This is a genomic window from Citrobacter enshiensis (assembly GCF_029338175.1).
GTDB lineage: Bacteria > Pseudomonadota > Gammaproteobacteria > Enterobacterales > Enterobacteriaceae > Citrobacter_D > Citrobacter_D enshiensis.
On sequence record NZ_CP119862.1, the window covers coordinates 1,539,783 to 1,559,576 of the forward strand.

At 55.1% G+C, this 19,794-nt stretch carries 19 protein-coding genes; 11 read left to right on the plus strand and 8 right to left on the minus strand.

Annotated elements, in window-relative coordinates:
• Positions 1 to 156: 156 nt before the first annotated feature.
• On the plus strand, positions 157 to 1,686 hold the full coding sequence (gene nuoM, locus P2W74_RS07430; protein WP_276294514.1) for an NADH-quinone oxidoreductase subunit M: 1,530 nt from the start codon (positions 157 to 159) through the stop codon (positions 1,684 to 1,686).
• Between the two features lie 6 nt (positions 1,687 to 1,692).
• Positions 1,693 to 3,150 (plus strand): NADH-quinone oxidoreductase subunit NuoN, encoded by a 1,458-nt coding sequence (gene nuoN, locus P2W74_RS07435; protein WP_276294515.1) that lies wholly within the window; start codon positions 1,693 to 1,695, stop codon positions 3,148 to 3,150.
• A 60-nt stretch (positions 3,151 to 3,210) separates the two neighbouring features.
• Here the strand turns inward: nuoN and P2W74_RS07440 are convergent, their stop codons facing one another.
• Both P2W74_RS07440 and rbn read right to left on the minus strand, forming a co-directional pair.
• Positions 3,211 to 4,215 (minus strand): chemotaxis protein, encoded by a 1,005-nt coding sequence (locus P2W74_RS07440; RefSeq protein WP_276294516.1) that lies wholly within the window; start codon positions 4,213 to 4,215, stop codon positions 3,211 to 3,213.
• A gap of 64 nt (positions 4,216 to 4,279) precedes the next feature.
• A complete protein-coding gene (rbn, locus tag P2W74_RS07445) occupies positions 4,280 to 5,197 on the minus strand; it encodes a ribonuclease BN (RefSeq protein WP_276295141.1) in 918 nt (305 codons plus the stop codon).
• A 65-nt stretch (positions 5,198 to 5,262) separates the two neighbouring features.
• Here rbn and P2W74_RS07450 point away from each other — a divergent pair, with 65 nt between their 5' ends.
• The 9 genes from P2W74_RS07450 (at position 5,263) to pmrD (ending at position 13,548) form a co-directional block, all read left to right on the plus strand.
• Positions 5,263 to 5,724, plus strand: a complete 462-nt coding sequence (locus tag P2W74_RS07450) for a GNAT family N-acetyltransferase (protein WP_276294517.1) — start codon at positions 5,263 to 5,265, stop codon at positions 5,722 to 5,724.
• A 53-nt stretch (positions 5,725 to 5,777) separates the two neighbouring features.
• Positions 5,778 to 6,083: a stress response protein ElaB gene (gene elaB / locus P2W74_RS07455; RefSeq protein WP_276294518.1), complete on the plus strand. Its 306-nt coding sequence runs from the start codon at positions 5,778 to 5,780 to the stop codon at positions 6,081 to 6,083.
• Positions 6,084 to 6,187: 104 nt separating this feature from the next.
• On the plus strand, positions 6,188 to 7,486 hold the full coding sequence (gene menF, locus P2W74_RS07460) for an isochorismate synthase MenF (RefSeq protein WP_276294519.1): 1,299 nt from the start codon (positions 6,188 to 6,190) through the stop codon (positions 7,484 to 7,486).
• An 84-nt stretch (positions 7,487 to 7,570) separates the two neighbouring features.
• Positions 7,571 to 9,241 (plus strand): 2-succinyl-5-enolpyruvyl-6-hydroxy-3-cyclohexene-1-carboxylic-acid synthase, encoded by a 1,671-nt coding sequence (menD, locus tag P2W74_RS07465; protein WP_276294520.1) that lies wholly within the window; start codon positions 7,571 to 7,573, stop codon positions 9,239 to 9,241.
• Complete coding sequence (gene menH, locus P2W74_RS07470) at positions 9,238 to 9,996, plus strand: 2-succinyl-6-hydroxy-2,4-cyclohexadiene-1-carboxylate synthase (protein WP_276294521.1); 759 nt, start codon at positions 9,238 to 9,240, stop codon at positions 9,994 to 9,996. The genes menD and menH overlap by 4 nt, the downstream gene beginning before the upstream one ends.
• 14 nt (positions 9,997 to 10,010) lie before the next feature.
• Positions 10,011 to 10,868, plus strand: coding sequence for a 1,4-dihydroxy-2-naphthoyl-CoA synthase (gene menB / locus P2W74_RS07475; RefSeq protein WP_162383064.1), 858 nt, complete (start codon positions 10,011 to 10,013; stop codon positions 10,866 to 10,868).
• A complete protein-coding gene (gene menC / locus P2W74_RS07480; protein WP_276294522.1) occupies positions 10,868 to 11,830 on the plus strand; it encodes an o-succinylbenzoate synthase in 963 nt (320 codons plus the stop codon). Before menB ends, menC begins: the two co-directional genes overlap by 1 nt.
• Positions 11,827 to 13,191 carry an o-succinylbenzoate--CoA ligase gene (menE, locus tag P2W74_RS07485; RefSeq protein ID WP_276294523.1) on the plus strand — a complete coding sequence of 455 codons (1,365 nt, stop codon included), beginning with the start codon at positions 11,827 to 11,829 and terminating at the stop codon, positions 13,189 to 13,191. Before menC ends, menE begins: the two co-directional genes overlap by 4 nt.
• A 102-nt stretch (positions 13,192 to 13,293) precedes the next feature.
• Positions 13,294 to 13,548: a signal transduction protein PmrD gene (gene pmrD / locus P2W74_RS07490; RefSeq protein WP_276294524.1), complete on the plus strand. Its 255-nt coding sequence runs from the start codon at positions 13,294 to 13,296 to the stop codon at positions 13,546 to 13,548.
• A 4-nt stretch (positions 13,549 to 13,552) separates the two neighbouring features.
• Here pmrD and arnF read toward each other — a convergent pair whose 3' ends face one another.
• The 6 genes from arnF to arnC are packed head-to-tail and all read right to left on the minus strand — an operon-like array spanning position 13,553 to position 19,793.
• A complete protein-coding gene (gene arnF, locus P2W74_RS07495) occupies positions 13,553 to 13,945 on the minus strand; it encodes a 4-amino-4-deoxy-L-arabinose-phosphoundecaprenol flippase subunit ArnF (protein WP_276294525.1) in 393 nt (130 codons plus the stop codon).
• The gene (gene arnE / locus P2W74_RS07500; protein WP_276294526.1) at positions 13,945 to 14,280 is read right to left on the minus strand and encodes a 4-amino-4-deoxy-L-arabinose-phosphoundecaprenol flippase subunit ArnE; all 336 of its coding nucleotides are present in this window, start codon (positions 14,278 to 14,280) and stop codon (positions 13,945 to 13,947) included. Before arnE ends, arnF begins: the two co-directional genes overlap by 1 nt.
• Positions 14,277 to 15,932, minus strand: a complete 1,656-nt coding sequence (gene arnT, locus P2W74_RS07505) for a lipid IV(A) 4-amino-4-deoxy-L-arabinosyltransferase (RefSeq protein ID WP_276294527.1) — start codon at positions 15,930 to 15,932, stop codon at positions 14,277 to 14,279. The genes arnE and arnT overlap by 4 nt, the downstream gene beginning before the upstream one ends.
• Positions 15,929 to 16,831 carry a 4-deoxy-4-formamido-L-arabinose-phosphoundecaprenol deformylase gene (gene arnD, locus P2W74_RS07510; protein WP_276294528.1) on the minus strand — a complete coding sequence of 301 codons (903 nt, stop codon included), beginning with the start codon at positions 16,829 to 16,831 and terminating at the stop codon, positions 15,929 to 15,931. Before arnD ends, arnT begins: the two co-directional genes overlap by 4 nt.
• Positions 16,828 to 18,813: a bifunctional UDP-4-amino-4-deoxy-L-arabinose formyltransferase/UDP-glucuronic acid oxidase ArnA gene (gene arnA / locus P2W74_RS07515; RefSeq protein ID WP_276294529.1), complete on the minus strand. Its 1,986-nt coding sequence runs from the start codon at positions 18,811 to 18,813 to the stop codon at positions 16,828 to 16,830. The genes arnD and arnA overlap by 4 nt, the downstream gene beginning before the upstream one ends.
• A complete protein-coding gene (arnC, locus tag P2W74_RS07520) occupies positions 18,810 to 19,793 on the minus strand; it encodes an undecaprenyl-phosphate 4-deoxy-4-formamido-L-arabinose transferase (RefSeq protein ID WP_276294530.1) in 984 nt (327 codons plus the stop codon). The genes arnA and arnC overlap by 4 nt, the downstream gene beginning before the upstream one ends.
• Position 19,794: the final 1 nt, after the last annotated feature.

Below are 19,794 nucleotides of genomic sequence, written 5' to 3' on the forward strand. Positions count from 1 at the left end.
CGGTGGCGCTAACGCTTACCGGGCCTACAAGACCGTAGGTCGGGTAAGCGCTAGCGCCACCCGACATTAAAACCACAATCCGAAGTGAATTTTCTGTTGTGAGAATTCGTTGAAAATCAGGTCCTGTTGGGACTTTAACAAGGAATAAAGATCGCCATGTTACTACCCTGGCTAATATTAATTCCCTTTATCGGTGGCTTCCTGTGCTGGCAGACCGAACGCTTTGGCGTGAAGGTGCCGCGCTGGATAGCGCTGGTAACCATGGGACTGACGCTGGCGCTTGGTCTGCAACTGTGGTTGCAGGGCGGCTATTCACTGACGCAATCCGCTGGCATTCCGCAGTGGCAGTCTGAATTCGTGCTGCCGTGGATCCCGCGCTTTGGCATCTCAATCCATCTGGCCATTGACGGTTTATCACTGCTGATGGTGGTGCTGACCGGTCTGCTGGGTGTTCTGGCGGTATTGTGTTCCTGGAATGAAATCGAAAAATACCAGGGCTTCTTCCACCTGAACCTGATGTGGATCCTCGGCGGCGTTATCGGCGTGTTCCTTGCCATCGACATGTTCCTGTTCTTCTTCTTCTGGGAAATGATGCTGGTGCCGATGTACTTCCTGATCGCGCTGTGGGGGCATAAAGCTTCTGACGGTAAAACGCGTATCACGGCGGCCACCAAGTTCTTCATCTATACCCAGGCGAGCGGTCTGGTGATGTTGATTGCCATCCTGGCGCTGGTGTTTGTGCACTACAAAGCCTCGGGCGTCTGGACCTTCAACTATGAAGAGCTGCTGAATACCCCGATGTCCCACGGTGTGGAATATCTGCTGATGCTGGGCTTCTTCATCGCCTTCGCGGTAAAAATGCCGGTGGTTCCGCTGCACGGCTGGTTGCCGGACGCGCACTCCCAGGCACCGACCGCAGGTTCCGTTGACCTGGCGGGGATTTTGCTGAAAACCGCGGCCTACGGTCTGCTGCGTTTCGCCCTGCCGCTGTTCCCGAACGCGTCTGCGGAGTTCGCACCAATCGCCATGTGGCTGGGTGTTATCGGTATTTTCTACGGCGCGTGGATGGCGTTCGCTCAGTACGACATCAAACGTCTGATTGCTTACACCTCTGTTTCGCACATGGGCTTCGTGCTGATTGCTATCTACACCGGCAACCAGCTGGCGTATCAGGGTGCGGTGATCCAGATGATCGCGCACGGTCTGTCCGCTGCGGGCCTCTTCATCCTGTGTGGTCAGCTGTACGAACGTCTGCACACCCGTGATATGCGTATGATGGGCGGTTTGTGGGGCAAAATGAAATGGTTGCCTGCACTGTCGATGTTCTTCGCGGTCTGTACGCTGGGTATGCCGGGTACCGGTAACTTCGTGGGCGAATTCATGATCCTGTTCGGCAGCTACCAGGTGGTTCCGGTTATCACCGTGATCTCGACCTTTGGTCTGGTGTTTGCCTCTGTTTATTCGCTGTCGATGCTGCATCGCGCTTACTTTGGTAAGGCGAAAAGCCAAATCGCCAATCAGGAACTGCCAGGGATGTCGCTGCGCGAGCTGTTTATCATCCTGTTGCTGGTTGTGCTTCTGGTACTGCTTGGCTTCTATCCGCAGCCGATTCTGGATACCTCGCATTCAGCGATGGGCAACATCCAGCAGTGGTTTGTTAATTCCGTTACTACTACAAGGCCGTAAATCGCCATGACAATAACTCCACAACACCTGATTGCGCTGCTACCGCTGCTGATCGTCGGCTTGACGGTGGTGGTTGTGATGCTCTCCATTGCGTGGCGACGCAATCACTTTCTCAATGCCACGCTGTCGGTCATTGGGCTTAACGCTGCACTGGTTTCGCTTTGGTTTGTTGGCCAGGCAGGCGCGATGGACGTGACGCCGCTGATGCGCGTCGATGGTTTCGCGATGCTCTACACCGGGATGGTTCTGTTGGCGAGCCTCGCCACCTGTACCTTTGCTTATCCGTGGCTGGAAGGCTATGACGATAACCGGGAAGAGTTTTATTTGCTGGTGCTGATTGCCGCCCTCGGCGGGATCCTGCTGGCCAACGCTAACCATCTGGCGGCGTTGTTCCTGGGTATCGAGCTTATCTCTCTGCCGCTGTTTGGCCTGGTGGGTTACGCGTTCCGTCAGAAACGTTCGCTGGAAGCCAGTATCAAATACACCATTCTGTCTGCCGCAGCGTCTTCATTCCTGCTGTTTGGTATGGCGCTGGTGTACGCGCAGTCCGGCAACCTGTCGTTTGTCGCACTGGGTAAGAGCCTGGGCGACGGGATGCTGAACGAGCCGCTGCTGCTGGCGGGCTTTGGCATGATGATTGTCGGCCTTGGCTTTAAACTCTCTCTGGTGCCGTTCCATCTGTGGACGCCAGACGTTTACCAGGGTGCGCCTGCGCCGGTTTCCACGTTCCTGGCGACGGCGAGCAAGATCGCCATCTTCGGTGTGGTGATGCGTCTGTTCCTGTACGCGCCGGTTGGCGACAGCGAAGCGGTACGTGTGGTGCTGGGCGTGATTGCCTTTGCCTCCATCATCTTCGGTAACCTGATGGCGCTGAGCCAGACCAACATCAAACGTCTGCTCGGTTACTCCTCTATCTCTCACCTCGGTTATCTGCTGGTGGCGTTGATTGCCCTGCAGAGTGGTGAGATGTCGATGGAAGCGGTGGGCGTTTACCTGGCCGGTTACCTGTTCAGCAGCCTCGGCGCGTTCGGCGTGGTGAGCCTGATGTCCAGCCCGTACCGTGGTCCGGATGCGGATTCACTGTTCTCCTACCGTGGTCTGTTCTGGCATCGTCCGATCCTCGCAGCCGTGCTGACGGTGATGATGCTGTCTCTGGCGGGTATCCCGATGACGCTGGGCTTTATCGGTAAATTCTACGTCCTTGCCGTCGGTGTTCAGGCTAACCTGTGGTGGCTGGTGGGTGGCGTGGTGATTGGCTCCGCGATTGGTTTGTACTACTACCTGCGCGTTGCCGTGAGCCTCTACCTGAGTGCGCCGCAGCAGCTTAACCGTGATGCGCCGTCAAACTGGCAGTACAGTGCGGGCGGTATCGTGGTACTGATCTCCGCGCTGCTGGTGCTAATTCTCGGTGTCTACCCGCAGCCGTTGATCAGCATCGTGCAGTTGGCCGCACCGCTGATGTAAGCGAAATGCAGAAACGAAAAAACCGCCGAAATCGGCGGTTTTTTTATACCCGGAGTGAAATTAGCCGATCAGCTGACGGCTCACCAGCGGCCCGCTGACGTTTTGCGCCGCGCGCTCCATCACCTCCTGAATCACCGATGACAGCTCATTGACTTCAAACTTCGCCACATAGCCATCGGCTTTCACTTTGCGCACATGGTCTTCGTTGGCGCTGCCGGAAAGCGACGAGTGGATCACCACCGGGATCTTCTTCAGTCGTTCGTCGGTTTTGATTTTGCGGGTGAGGGTAAAACCGTCCATCTCCGGCATTTCGAGGTCGGTCAACACGAGGGCTATCTTCTCGCTAATTGGTTTGCCTTCTGCTTCGGCCTCTTTGGCCAGTTGCTGGATCTTCTCCCAGGCATCTTTACCGGTGATATGCATCTGATGCGGGATTTCCATGGCATTTAACCCTTTCTCCAGCATCGCGCGGGCCACTCTCGAATCTTCTGCGACGATCGCCACCGCCCCTGGCGTGATATTGAACTTATTGGTCTTCAGATGGGCGGCGCGCAAATCGTGATTTGACGGTACGATGTCATAGAGGATCTGCTCAACGTCGAGCACCAGCGCCAGGTTGTTGGTTTCTTTGTCTTCATCCAGACAGGCGATGCTGGTGATATAGCGACCGTTGACGGCTTTCTCGGCGGTGTGTACCTGCTGCCAGTCCAGACGCATGATATTTTCGACAGACTCTACGGCGAAGGCCTGAACACTGCGGGCATATTCGGTGATTAGCAGAATATTCAACCCCGTTTCGGGTTTGCATCCGGCGACGGCCGGAAGATCGATAACCGGGATCACCTGATCGCGAATATTTACCATGCCTAAGAGCGGTGCTTTCATCCCGGCCGGGCGCGTAAACGTCGGCATGGGAACAATTTCGCGCAGCTTAAAAACGTTGATGCCAAAAAGCTCTGATTTCTGCGCCTGCACAGATGTGCCGAGACGAAACAACAGCAATTCAAAACGGTTGGACAGGGTCAGGTTCGCCCTGTCATCAATATCTTTCTGGAAATTGTCCATTCTGTCCTCAATGTGAAATCCTGCCTTGTCACTGTTATCGGCACAGAGGGCAAAAAATGGAGCGCTAAACCGTGAAAACGGCGAAATCGTAAGCCAGTTCGGTCGCAGGGAAAATCGCCTGACACTCTTCCAGCAGTCGCTGGCAGCCTTTGTCATCGTAACGCGAACTCACGTGGGTGATGATCAGACGGCCGACGCACGCTTCCTTCGCCAGCAGCGCAGCCTGTCGGGTTGAACTGTGCCCGCGGCTATTCGCTTTTTCTTCCATCGACGTATCCAGCGTGGTTTCATGCACCATCACGTCCACGCCTTTTGCCAGTTCGTATGCGCCAGCGCAGGGAGAGGTATCGCCGAAGATCGCCACGGATTTTCCTGCAATCGGCGCCGCGAGATAGTCCGCGCCGTGAATCTGTCGACCATCTTCCAGCACAACGCTTTTTCCGGCCTTCAGATCCTGAAAGTAGGGACCGGGCTTAACGCCTGCCGCCTTTAACGCTTTCGCATCCAGCGCGCCGGGTTTGTCATGCTCTTCAATACGGTAGCCGTAACATTCCAGCGGATGTTCCAGCGTAAACGCCGTCACTTTGCGTAAGCCATCGTCCAGAATCTCACCGGCGGTGATTTCAATAATTTCCAGCGGATAGTCGGTCCAGGAACCGCTGAGGCGTAATGCAGTTTCAGTGAATTCACGCAAGCCTCGTGGGCCATAAATAGTCAGAGGGTGGGCGTGGCCTGACATTGAGCGGCTGCACAACAGCCCGGGTAAACCAAAAAGGTGATCGCCATGCAGATGGCTAATGAAAATGCGTTCGAGTTTACCCGGATTAAACGCGGTACTGAGCATCTGGTGCTGCGTGCCTTCGCCACAGTCAAACAGCCACAGCCCTGCACGCGTAGGGTGCTGTAGATTCAGCAAGGTCGCCGTCATATTGCGTGTGCGTGTAGGAACGCCCGCAGAAGTACCTAAGAAAATTAATTCCATCATTCCATTACACTTTTGAACATCAATCTGGCTAGTATAAAGCGAATACGACAAAGGAGCGCACAATGATCCACTGGCAAGATCTTCACCATTCTGAATTATCCGTCACCGCGCTCTACGCGCTGCTCAAATTGCGTTGCGCGGTGTTTGTGGTTGAACAGCAGTGCCCTTATCAGGATGTCGATGGCGACGATCTGGTGGGGGACAACCGCCATATTCTGGGTTGGCACAACGATGAGCTGGTCGCGTATGCGAGGATTCTGAAAAGTGAGGATGAACTGGAGCCTGTCGTGATTGGCCGGGTGATTGTCAGTGAGGCGCTGCGCGGAGCAAAACTGGGTGAGCAACTGATGACCCGAACGTTAGCTTCTTGCGTTAACCACTGGCCGGAAAAGGCATTTTATCTGGGCGCGCAGGCGCATTTACAATCGTTCTATGCGCGTTTTGGATTTACCCCCGTGACCGGAGTCTATGACGAAGACGGTATTCCTCATATCGGTATGGCGCGGGAACCCGGACAGGCGTAACCGGGCTCAGTTGTCTATAGTTAGCGGATACGTTAATAGCAAGGGAGAAGACAATGTCATTCCATTCTTATCATTCACGTATCGACGACGACATCGAATTTTTGAGCGAAACGCTGGAAGAGGTTCTGCAGTCTTCAGGCGATCCAGCCGATCAGAAATATGTCGAGCTAAAAGCGCGGGCTGAAGCGGCGCTGGAAGAGGTCAAAAATCGCGTAAGTCACGCATCAGACAGCTATTATTACCGGGCAAAACAAGCCGCCTACCAGGCTGATGACTATGTTCATGAAAAACCCTGGCAGGGAATTGGCGTGGGTGCAGTGGTTGGACTGGTGCTCGGATTACTGCTGGCGCGACGTTAAATTCCGTCCTGTAACAGGGATCTCATATCCTCCCTAAACTGAGGTACTGCAATTTTTTTGCAGTACCCCGTATAATGTGAGGTTTTTAACAGGGAGAGGTCCGCGTGCATTCAATTACTACAGCGCTGGAGAATCTGATGCGTCAGTTGTCGCAAGAGATGCCAGCGGCACCCGGAATTCGTGTTTTCGATGTTCCTTTTCCTCTTAATGATGCGTTTGACGCCCTGAGCTGGCTGGCGAACCAGTCCATCTGGCCGCAATTTTACTGGCAGCAGCGCAATGGCGATGAAGAAGCCGCCGTGCTGGGTGCGGTGGCCACATTCCGCTCTCTGGACCTGGCGCAACAGTTTTTGCGCCTGCATGCGCATCATGCCGATCTGCGTATCTGGGGATTAAACGCGTTTGAGCCGCAGCGCGGGAACCTGGTGCTACCGCGCCTGGAATGGCGACGCTGTGGTGGTTCAGCGACACTGCGCCTGCATCTCTACAGCGAGCATTCCCTGCGTGAAGATGCCGCAGACGCGGTTCGCTTTCTCTCATCGCTGGTGGGCATTAAATCGCTGCCAGCGCTGCATTTGACCCTCACGGATGAAAAGCATTCGCCGGATAAAACCGGGTGGATGAATTTGATCCAGCTCGCAACCCGCACCATCGCGCAGGAACAGCTTGATAAAGTGGTGCTGGCGCGGGCGACGGATTTGCAGTTTTCTCGTCCGGTGAATGCCGCGTCGGTGATGGCATCAAGCCGTCGCCTGAACCTGAACTGCTACCACTTTTTCATGGCATTCTCTGCCGACAGCGCTTTTCTGGGCTCTTCGCCTGAACGCCTCTGGCGGCGGCGTGACACGGCGCTTCGTACCGAAGCGTTGGCCGGGACAGTGGCTAATCATCCCGACGATCACCGTGCCTGGCAACTCGGCGAGTGGCTGATGAAGGACGATAAAAATCAGCGTGAAAATATGCTGGTGGTGGAAGATATCTGCCAGCGACTGCAAAACTGCACTCATACGCTTGATGTTCTCCCTCCGCAGGTTCTCAGGCTGCGTAAAGTTCAGCACTTGCGGCGTTGTATCTGGACGGCGCTCAATCAGCCGGACGACGCGCTCTGTTTACATCAGTTACAACCGACGGCGGCGGTAGCGGGTATTCCTCGCGAACTGGCGCGTCAATTTATTCAGCAAAATGAACCCTTCGAACGCGAATGGTACGCCGGTTCGGCGGGCTATTTGTCGCTACAGCAAAGCGAATTTTGCGTGTCGCTCCGTTCGGCGAAAATTACCACCAATATTGTGAGGTTGTACGCAGGTGCGGGGATTGTGCGCGGCTCGGATCCTGAGCAAGAATGGCAGGAAATAGACAATAAAGCGGCAGGGTTGCGCACTTTATTACAGATGGAAGTGTAATGAGTTACACATTCCCGACTCATATCAAAAATCCATTATTTCGATTCTCTATACTTAGTCGCAATATTGATACCGGACAATCTCATGTCAGTAAGCGCATTTAACCGACGCTGGGCGGCGGTCATTCTGGAAGCTTTAACCCGCCACGGCGTGAGGCATGTTTGCATTGCCCCTGGCTCTCGTTCAACGCCATTAACGCTGGCGGCGGCGGAAAATCCTGCTTTTATCCACCACACGCACTTTGATGAGCGTGGGCTGGGCCACCTGGCACTGGGGCTGGCGAAGGTCAGTAAACAACCGGTTGCGGTGATCGTCACTTCCGGGACGGCGGTGGCTAATCTCTATCCGGCGCTGATCGAAGCTGGGTTGACGGGCGAAAAACTCATTTTGCTCACGGCAGATCGTCCGCCAGAATTGATCGACTGCGGCGCCAATCAGGCGATTCGTCAGTCAGGCATGTTTGCTACACATCCCTCGCAAACACTCTCTTTACCGCGACCAACTCAGGATATTCCGGCAAGCTGGCTGGTTTCTACCCTTGATAATGCGCTTGCTTCGTTGCACGCCGGGGCAGTCCATATCAACTGTCCTTTTGCTGAGCCGCTGTATGGCGAGATGGACGACACAGGTATTGAGTGGCAGCAGCATCTTGGCGACTGGTGGCAGGGTGATAAGCCCTGGCTGCGCGAGGCGCGTCGACTGGAGAGTGAAAAACAGCGTGACTGGTTCTTCTGGCGGCAAAAGCGCGGCGTGGTGGTTGCCGGGCGGATGAGCGCGGAAGAGGGCAAAAAAGCTGCGCTTTGGGCGCAAACGCTGGGCTGGCCGCTGATTGGCGATGTGCTGTCGCAAACCGGACAACCGCTGCCCTGCGCCGATCTCTGGCTGGGTAACCCTAAAGCGGTTACCGAACTGCAGCAGGCGCAAATTGTCGTGCAGCTGGGCAGTAGCCTGACCGGTAAACGCCTGCTGCAATGGCAGGCCAGTTGCTCTCCGCAAGAATACTGGATTATCGACAATATCGAAGGTCGTCTGGATCCGGCTCACCACCGTGGACGCCGACTGGTGTCGAAAGTCGGTGACTGGCTGGATTTGCACCCGGCGGAAAAACGCAATCCGTGGTGCGTGGAGATTCCGCGTTTGGCCGAGCAGGCATGGCAGGCTGTGGTTGCCCGTCGCGAAAACTTTGGCGAAGCCCAACTGGCTCACCGAATTCGCGAGTATTTGCCGGAGCAGGGGCAGCTGTTCGTGGGTAACAGTCTGGTGGTACGACTGATTGATGCCCTGTCGCAACTGCCTGCCGGATACCCGGTATACAGTAACCGGGGGGCGAGCGGGATTGACGGTTTGCTCTCAACGGCCGCTGGCGTCCAGCGTGCGAGTGCGAAATCGATCCTGGCGATTGTGGGCGATTTGTCGGCGCTTTACGATCTTAATGCGCTGGCGTTATTGCGCCAGGTGTCTGCGCCGTTCGTACTGATCGTTGTGAACAATAACGGCGGGCAAATTTTCTCGCTGTTACCCACCCCGCAGAGCGAGCGCGAACGGTTTTATCTGATGCCGCAAAACGTCCATTTTGACCATGCGGCGGCGATGTTTAATTTGAAATACCATCGTCCGGAAAACTGGGCTGAGCTGGAAGATGCGCTGGCTGGCGCGTGGCGCACACCGACGGCGACGGTAATTGAACTGGTGGTCAATGACACCGACGGTACGCAAACGCTGCAACAGTTATTAGCGCAGGTCAGCCACCTGTGACCCTGCATGCCCACGCAGTAAAGGGTCAGCCGGGTTCGCCCTGGCTGGTCTTTTTGCATGGATTTTCCGGCGATTATCGGGAATGGCAAACCGTTGGCGAGCAGTTTCAGACCTGCTCGCGGTTGTATGTTGACTTGCCAGGGCACGGTGGTTCTGCAACGATTCGTGTGGAGGGGTTTAGCGAGGTGATTGAGTTGCTGCGCAGAACCTTGCTTAGTTACAACATACTCAACCACTGGCTGGTGGGATATTCCCTTGGCGGCAGAGTGGCGATGATGGCGGCGAGCGAGGGGATTCCCGGACTGTGCGGCCTGGTCGTTGAAGGCGGTCATCCTGGGCTGCCAAGCGAGGCTGAACGTGACGCGCGCCGACGCTCTGATGGGCATTGGGCGGCGCGTTTTCGTCGTGAACCGCTGCGAGACGTTTTTAACGACTGGTATCTGCAGCCGGTTTTTGCCTCGCTGAACGCACAGCAACGAGAAGCACTGGTTGCACTGCGTAGCCAGAACAACGGCGAAACGCTGGCGGCGATGCTCGAAGCAACGTCGCTTGGCGTACAACCTGATTTACGTGATGCGCTTAATGCGCGCACATTTGCGTTTTATTATTTATGTGGCGAGCGGGACAGTAAATTTCGCGCACTGGCGAGCGAACTGTCTGTGCCTGTCCATGTGATTCGTAATGCCGGACACAACGCGCATCGGGAAAATCCCGCAGGCGTGGTGGAAAGTCTGGCTCAGATTCTGCGTCTCTGACTAAAGGACACACTATGATCTACCCTGATGAAACAATGCTTTACGCACCGGTTGAATGGCATGATTGCTCCGAGGGCTACACTGACATTCGTTATGAGAAATCCACCGATGGTATCGCAAAAATCACCATTAACCGTCCGCAGGTACGCAACGCATTTCGTCCTGTGACCGTCAAAGAAATGATCCAGGCGCTGGCGGATGCGCGTTATGACGACAATATCGGTGTGATTGTTCTCACCGGCGCAGGCGACAAAGCATTTTGCGCCGGCGGCGACCAGAAAGTCCGCGGCGACTACGGCGGCTATCAGGATGACTCCGGCGTCCATCACCTGAACGTGCTGGACTTCCAGCGCCAGATCCGTACCTGTCCGAAGCCGGTAGTGGCGATGGTCGCGGGGTACTCCATTGGCGGCGGTCACGTACTGCATATGATGTGCGACCTGACTATCGCTGCGGAAAACGCTGTCTTTGGTCAGACCGGCCCGAAAGTCGGCTCCTTCGACGGCGGCTGGGGCGCGTCTTACATGGCGCGTATCGTCGGCCAGAAAAAAGCGCGTGAAATTTGGTTCCTGTGCCGTCAGTACGACGCGAAGCAGGCGCTGGACATGGGGCTGGTCAACACCGTGGTTCCGCTGGCGGATCTGGAAAAAGAGACCGTGCGCTGGTGCCGTGAAATGCTGCAAAACAGCCCGATGGCGCTGCGTTGCCTGAAAGCGGCGCTGAACGCTGACTGCGATGGTCAGGCGGGGCTGCAGGAACTGGCAGGCAATGCCACCATGCTGTTCTATATGACGGAAGAAGGTCAGGAAGGCCGTAACGCCTTTAACCAGAAACGTCAGCCTGATTTCAGCAAATTCAAACGGAATCCGTAATGCGTAGCGCGCAGGTATACCGCTGGCAGATCCCCATGGACGCGGGGGTGGTTCTGCGCGATCGGCGGTTAAAAACTCGCGATGGCCTGTATGTCTGTCTTCGTGACGGCGAGCGCGAAGGGTGGGGAGAGATCTCCCCACTGCCGGGCTTCAGCCAGGAAACCTGGGAAGAGGCGCAGACAGTCCTGTTGGCGTGGGTTAACGACTGGCTTGCGAGCGCTGCATCGCTGCCGGAGATGCCGTCCGTCGCCTTTGGCGTCAGCTGTGCGCTGGCCGAGCTGGAAGGCACCTTGCCAGAAACGGCAGATTACCGGGCTGCGCCGCTGTGTACGGGTGATCCTGATGATCTGGTGCTCCAGCTTGCCGACATGCCAGGCGAAAAAGTGGCGAAGGTGAAAATCGGCCTGTACGAAGCCGTACGCGATGGCATGGTCGTCAACCTGTTACTGGAGGCGATTCCAGACCTGCATTTACGTCTGGATGCTAACCGTGCCTGGACACCGTTAAAAGCGCAGCAGTTTGCGAAATATGTGAACCCGGATTTCCGTTCCCGGATTGCCTTTCTCGAAGAACCGTGCAAAACCCGCGATGATTCTCGCGCGTTTTCCCGTGAAACCGGTATTGCAATCGCCTGGGACGAAAGTCTGCGCGAGGCCGATTTTGTCTTTATGGCCGAAGAGGGCGTGAGTGCGGTGGTGATCAAACCGACCTTGACCGGTAGCCTGGCAAAAGTACGCGAGCAGGTTCAGGCGGCGCATGCGCTCGGACTGACCGCCGTCATCAGTTCTTCCATCGAATCCAGTCTGGGTTTGACGCAGCTGGCGCGCATTGCTGCCTGGCTGACGCCACAAACCATTCCTGGTCTGGACACGTTAAGCCTGATGCAAATTCAACAGGTGCGTACCTGGCCGGGGAGCACGCTGCCGTGCGTAGACGTTGACGCACTGGAACGACTGCTATGATCTTCCCTGACTGGCCGTGGCGGTACTGGCGGCAAGTTCGGGGGGATGCGCCAGCCTTACGCCTGAATGATGAGGTGCTAAGCTGGCGCACGCTCTGTACACGTATTGATCGCCTGGCGGCGGGGTTTGCCGCCCAGGGCGTGGAGGAAGGCCGTAGTGTGATGCTGCGCGCCTGGAACCATCCGCAGTCTCTGTTGGCCTGGCTCGCCCTGTTGCAATGCGGCGCGAGAATCCTGCCCGTCAATCCGCAACTGCCTCAACCGCTGCTGGACGCCCTGCTACCTGAACTCTCTTTACACTTTGCACTGGTGCTGGACGGGGAAAATACCTTTCCTGCGCTGGCCCCGCTGCAGATGCAGGGCATTGAAAGCGACTATGCCTGCACATGGCAGCCGCAGCGTCTGAGTTCAATGACGCTGACCTCTGGCTCGACGGGATTACCCAAAGCGGCGGTGCACAGCTGTCAAGCGCATCTGGCAAGCGCTGCGGGCGTTTTATCGTTGATGTCCTTTGGTGAAGGCGATGACTGGTTGCTGTCGCTGCCGTTGTTTCATGTCTCCGGCCAGGGCATTTTGTGGCGTTGGCTATTTGCTGGCGCGCGAATGACCGTACGCGAGAAACAACCGCTGGAGCAGATGCTGGCAGGTTGTACTCACGCCTCTCTGGTGCCGACGCAGCTCTGGCGTTTGCTGGTCAACCGTTCATCGATAACATTAAAAGCGGTGCTTTTAGGCGGTGCGGCGATTCCGGTCGAGCTGACAGAAAAGGCGCATGAGCAGGGGATTCGCTGCTGGTGTGGCTACGGTCTGACGGAGTTTGCTTCCACGGTGTGTGCGAAAGAGGCGGATGGCCTGGGCGATGTTGGCTCAGCGCTGCCTGGCAGAGAGGTTAAAATCGTCAATGACGAGGTCTGGCTGCGTGCCGCCAGCATGGCGGAAGGATACTGGCGCAACGGTAAGCTGATGCCGTTAGTCAATGACGAAGGCTGGTTTGCCACGCGCGATCGCGGCGTGTTGCAAAACGGCAGGCTGACGATTGCTGGCCGTCTGGATAATCTGTTTTTCAGCGGCGGAGAGGGGATTCAGCCCGAAGAGGTGGAGCGTGTTATCACCGCGCATCCCCATGTGCTACAGGCCTTTGTGGTTCCTGTTGAAGACCGCGAATTTGGCCATCGCCCTGTGGCGGTTATTGAGTATGACGCTCAGGCTGAAAGCGTGGATCTCGCCGCGTGGGTTCAGGGCAAACTGGCGCGCTTTCAGCAACCCGTTCGCTGGCTGACACTCCCGCCAGAATTGAAAACCGGCGGGATCAAAATTTCTCGCCGCGCGTTGCTGGAGTGGGTTAGGACTCAGGAGGCGTAGCTGGTTCGACCTCTCATATTTACCCCTTGATGGCTATTGCATTTCTGTTTATCTGCTAATGTGTAACTTAATGTGAAATTTTATTTCAAATTAAGGTCTGCAATGGAGTGGCAGGTAAAAAAATCGCGATACGTTAAAAAGAGTGAACGTTACGTACTGGTCCTCAGTGATATCGGTGGATCGCTAAAGATGATTGCCCAGGTCAGTGCTTCTGTGGCGGTCAATCCAGGCGATCTGCTTTCCCCGCAAAAAGATGCGCAGTATTGCATTAACCGTGAAAAAGCGCGGACGATTAAAATAATCGATGCAAGCCCATACACCTGCGAAGAGTGGGAGCGTCTGATGGGTGAAAAGTGACATCTCAGGTTCGGCGAGGGATTTTTTGCGAGGGTAAAAAAATGATCATCAACCCTGCCATAATGCACGCAACGCCCAACAGTGCTTTCAGAGAGAACGCGCCCTGCATCCCAGGCAGTACCATCGACGCAACCCAGACGAGAATGTAACTGAGGCTCAGCAAGGCATATGCCTTACTGAGTTCGAGATGATGCAGTGCGTTATGCCAGCAAAAAACGGAAGCCAGATAGCCCAGCAGTCCGGAAAATAACGCGATGGCACTGGCGTGAGCGGAAAACAGCGCCACAATGAAGGCGCCTGGGTGCAGCATGGGCGGCAATGACGCCATGGCAAAGCCAAGACTCAGTTGGGCTGCCGAGGTGATCATGACGCTGAGAAGTCCCCACAGTAATCCCATTATACCGCGCTCCCAAGCACAAAAATGCCGGTGATAATCAGTCCAACGCCAAGCCAATGGCGGGCAGAGACGGGCTCATGCCAAATTTTCCAGGCGGCCAGCGTGACCCAGACAAAGTTAAGACTGAGCATCGGATAGGCAATGCCGACGGGAATCGTTTGTAAAACCAGTAACCACAGCACCATTGCCGAGCCGAGGCAGGCCAGCGCAAGACCAAGCCACAGGGCAATGTGGCGTTTTCGGTAGCGCGGCTGAACCGGTCGGGTAGCCTGCTTCTGGCATAACTGTCCGCCAACGCTGAGCAAACTGGCCAGGATTAAGACAGGCCAGATCATTTGGGATAATACTGAATTAGCACCAGACGCCCCTGATTATCAATATTATCTGCAGGTGGTATGGCAAGGTCATTGATGTTTTCATCTTTTGCAATAGAAAGCACGAGTGAAATCTTCCCCTCCTGACGATGTTGGTTAAGCCAGTCATTAAAATCAGCCCGACTGACAAAACGACCTTTAGCATCCGGATAATTGAGGCCATATTTTAGCTCTCCTTTCTGCCCGTACATGATGATGTCATCTCGCCGCAGACTCCAGGCCAGACCGGCCGCGACGCCGACGCCATCAGTCAGAATATAGCGGCTCGTCATCAACGATTCCCGGGTCATCTCGACGAAAAATTGCGGTTGCTTCGATTCCATCACCCGGTCGGGGATCGAAAAACCAACAAAAATCGCCAGCCCCAGGGGGCTCAACGCAGAGAGTATCCACGTATTACGGGGAGAACTCAGGGTATACCAGCCAAAAAATGTCCAGATTGCGAAGATCCCCCATGAGCAAAAGACCTTGTACAACTCAATATGTATCCAGATGGGAGACTTCAACGGTCCCCAGGGCGAAATAATAAAGGTCGCGACGATCCCGATGATGCCAAAGGCGATGTTAATCCAGGCATTGGCACGCAGTGCGCGGCTCTCTTTGTGTGCCGCCAACAGGCCGTAATGCGCCATTAAGATGGCTAACGGTGCGAAACAGGAAAGAACATAGGTTGGCAATTTTCCCCTGGAGATGCTGAAAAAGAACAGCGGCATGACAATCCAGCATAACAAATAGCCGGTTGTACGGGCGGGATCGCGGTTTTTCCAGCCCGCCCACAGTGAACCGGGGAGGAGCCCCAGCCATGGAAGGCTTCCCGCAATGAATACGGGCAGGTAGTACCAGACAGGGGCTTTATGCTGGGCATCGTCCATCGCAAAACGTTGAATGTGTTCGACCCAGAAGAAATAGTGCCAGAAATCCGGCTCGCGCAGAGCGATGGCAATCCCCCACGGGAGTACGATAGCAATACAGCCCAGGATCGCCAGCCAGCCGTAAATGAACAGATCTTTCCAGCGTTTTTGTACCATCACCCACGGTAAAACGCTCACGACCGGAACGGCCAGGGCAAGAAAACCCTTGGTCATCACCCCCATACCGCAGGTCACGCCCAACAAGAGAAACGCGATGATTTTTGTCTTTGTTGACGTTGCCTGCATCCCTTCCCAGAAACAGCACAGGCCGGCCATTAACCACAAGGCGATGATTGGGTCGAGTACGGCAAAGGTGCCAATACTGTACACCGCAAACATCGTCAGATAGATAATGCAGGCGAAGGCGGCGGTGCGTTTATCTTGCCAGAGTCGGAACGCAAGCCAACCCACAAGCAATGCGGTGAGTAATGTTGCAACAATAACACCGGCCCGAACGCCAAAATTGGTGGCGCCAAATAACCACTGTCCGAGGCTATTGAGCCAATAACCCGCAACGGGTTTTTCAAAATAGCGTAGTCCCAGAAAATGCGGGACTACCCAGTCGCCGGACGCCAGCATCTCACGGCTGATTTCGGCGTAGCGTGATTCATCCGGCTGCCAGAGCAGGCGACTGTTGATGGGGAGAATATAGTAGAGCGCAAATAACGCGGCGAATGCCAGATAATAACGTAGAGATTTCATCGAGTGTCACTCACCTGTTGCTGGCAGCCCAGCCAGCCTTCCCGACCTGCAATTTTGCCACGAACAATTTTCCCCGGTGGTAATACCTCTGGCGATGTCGGAAGTAAATCGCCAAGAGGACAGAAAGTAATCCCCGCCTCTGCGGCACGAATAAGCAGATCTTCAAAGTTGCGATGCCAGGCAATCCCTTCAACTTCTGCGTGAATGGTATAGACCGGTATTCCTTCGCTCATCGATATGCGGGAGAGGAGCCAGGTATTGAAATCCTCTGCCTTCACTTCCTGCCCTACAACTTCATCCCAGGTGGGGAGCGTGACGGGGATCTGCGGTGTGCCCGTTTGACCTGAATCCAGTACGGGGCGAAATAATGACGTACCCCGACAGTCGCTGTTATAGCGCAAATGGAAGGTTTCTTTTGCATGAACGACGCGCTGGTCGGCGCGCCAGCCCGCGACGGCGGAGCAGGTGACCGGTCGTCCGGTTAACGCCTCCAGCGCGGTGATGCCTCGTGCGATATCGTTAATGAGCGTGAAATCATCCCAGTTTCCGCTGTGGGCTTGCCAGGCATGATGATCCCAGGCGTGCAGCCCCGTTTCGTGGTGCGTGGCGGTATCACGGATAATCTGTGCATTTGCGGGCCCAATCTCTTTACCCGGCCAGGCGGTGCCTGCCAGCAGGATATCCCAGCCGTAAAGCGATGCTGCGTTCGAACGCAGCATTTTCCACAAAAATTGGGGCTTCACGAGACGCCAGAGATGGCGCCCCATGTTGTCGGGTCCGACGCTGAAGAAAAAACTTGCCCGAATATGATATCGGTTCAATGTCTCCAACAGGCGGGGTACGCCTTCACGCGTCCCCCTGAAGGTATCGACATCAATACGCAAGCCCACTTTTGTCATGATGCGTGTTCCGTTATATCCACACTGCGCAAGAAGAAGTCCAGAGTCTCTTCTACAGTTTCATCCATGGCAATAGACGGTTCCCAATCCAGGCAGCGTTTTGCATTGCGGATATTGGGCTTGCGGTGCTCGACGTCCTGGTAACCTTTACCGTAGTAGGTGCTGCTTTCGACGACCCGGAAACCGGCAAACGGCGGGAAATGCTGGCGCAGCGGGTGTTTCTCGAAGCTGCTGAGCAACATTTCTGCCAGTTCCTGAATGCTTGCTTCATTATCCGGGTTACCGATGTTAATAATTTCACCATCGCAACGTCCCCCTTCATTTTCAATGATGCGGAATAACGCCTCAATGCCGTCGCGAATATCGGTAAAGCAACGCTTCTGTTTTCCGCCTTCAATGAGCTTAATGGGAGAACCTTCGACCAGGTTCAGGATCAACTGAGTGATGGCGCGCGAACTGCCAATGCGGGCGGCATCAAGGCTGTCCAGACGCGGTCCCATCCAGTTGAAAGGGCGAAAGAGGGTGAACTGTAACCCTTCTTTCTCACCGTATGCCCAAATCACGCGGTCCAACAATTGCTTGGAAACCGAGTAAATCCAGCGCGGTTTATTCACCGGGCCGACAATGAGATTCGAGCTATCCTCATCAAACATTTTATCCGTACACATGCCGTAGACTTCAGATGTTGACGGGAAAATAATCCGTTTACGGTATTTCACGCAGTAACGGATGATTCTCAGGTTCTCTTCAAAATCCAGCTCAAAAACGCGCAGTGGGTTACGGGTGTACTCAATCGGGGTCGCAATCGCGACCAGCGGCAGCACGACATCGCATTTTTTGACATGGTATTCAATCCATTCGGAATGGATGCTGATGTCGCCTTCCACAAAATGAAAACGCGGATGATTGAGAAAACGCCCAATCGCATCGCTACCAATGTCCAGGCCATAAACCTCGTAGTTCTCTTCGCGCAGCAATCGTTCGGTCAAATGGTTACCAATAAAACCGTTGACACCGAGGATCAGCACACGGGTACGCCGTACGCTGGTTGAAACAGACTGCGTATTCAGGCGAGAACCCGCCACCAGACCCAACGCCAGCGCCAACTGAGAGCCTTGCATATAGATACCGTCACCGGCTTGCCCGGTGACAATCTCCAGTGCGCCATCAGCGCAGGCGATAAGCAGCGGTGCGACGGAAATTACCGTGCCCGCCGGATGTTTAACAGACATCTCAGGATGTACGCGTGATGACCAGACCGTAAACTTTTGGGTGCCGACATAGCTAAATGCGCCAGGCCAGGGATCTGACACCGCACGAACCATATTGTGTAATTCTGCTGCCGGTTTTTTCCAGTCAAGGCAGCTGTCTTCTGGCGTACGACGGCCATAACAACTGGCGTCGGATTCCCGCTGGGGCATCTCTTCAATGCGCCCGTTTTTAATGGCAGGTAGCGCTTGCGCCAGCAATTGGCGGGCTGCCTGACATAATTTTCGGTGCAAGGTGATAGCGACGTCTTCCGGTGCGATGGCGATGCGTTGCTGAGCGACAATCGCCCCTGCATCGGCGCGTTTTACCATTCGGTGAAGCGTCACACCTGTTTCGGTTTCGCCATTGACCAACACCCAGTTCAGCGGCGCGCGCCCCCGGTATTTGGGCAGCAGTGAACCGTGAAGATTGAACGCCCCTGCCGGCGCGAGGGACAAAATGTCATCGCTCAGCAAATGGCGGTAGTAGAATGAAAAAATAACGTCAGGGGCGAGCTGGCGAATACGCTCAGTCCAGATAGGATGGTTGACGTCATCCGGGGCAAAAACCGGGATCCCGGCATCCGCGCCCAGACGGGAAACCGAGCCAAAAAATGCTTTTTCTGCAGGGTTATCAGCATGGGTAAAAATGGCGGTTATTTCATAACCTGCGTCCAGTAATGCCTCAATTCCCTGACATCCCATATCGTGATACGCGAAGACGACGGCTTTCATGCGTGACTTTCCTCAGTTGACTGCGGGTTTTCCGGACGGATAACGTGCTGAACAAAATAGCGGGGACGGGCGCGCACATCGTTATAGATGCGGCCAATATATTCACCGAGTAACCCCATACCGATAAACTGCGCGCCGATGAACGTAAACAGGACGGCAAACAGCATAAATACCCCCTCAGCGGCCCACTGAGGTCCCAGCGTCAGTCGAAGAACGACGAGAAGTACCGCCAGAGTAAAGCCGGAAGCGGCGATCACGCTGCCCAACAGGCTTAACATGCGCAGGGGCGTGGTCGTCAGACAGGTCACCAGGTCATACATCAAATTGATCAGGCGCATGAAGCTGTATTTGGAATCGCCAAATTCGCGCTCTGCGTGATGCACCGGAATTTCCGTGGCGCGGCGGGCGAAAATATTAGCCAGAATCGGGATGAACGTACTGCGTTCCTGGCAATGCAGCATGGCATCGACAATGTGACGGCGATAAGCACGCAGCATGCAGCCGTAGTCTCCCATGGCTTTGCCTGTGGTCCGTTGAATCAAATGATTGATCATCCGGGAGGCTGTTTTGCGAAACAGACTGTCCTGTCGGTTTTGACGTACCGTTCCGACGACATCAAATCCTTCATCTGCGGTGGCGACCAGACGCGGGATCTCTTCCGGCGGATTTTGCAAATCGGCGTCCAGAGTGATCACCAAATCCCCTGTGACGTGACTGAAACCGGCCATAATGGCTGAATGTTGACCATAGTTGCGATTCAATAAAACAGACACAATGTGGCTGTCTTCATCCTGAGAGGCGTTGATCAGCAGTTCTGCAGAGTTGTCGCTACTGCCGTCATCCACCAGCAAAATTTCGTACTCTTTGCCGAGCTGTTGGCATGCGGCGTTGGTTCGTCTGATAAGTTCAGGCAGGCTCTCCTGTTCGTTATACACAGGAATAACAACAGACACTTTCTTAATGGGGGCCGCTTCAAACATG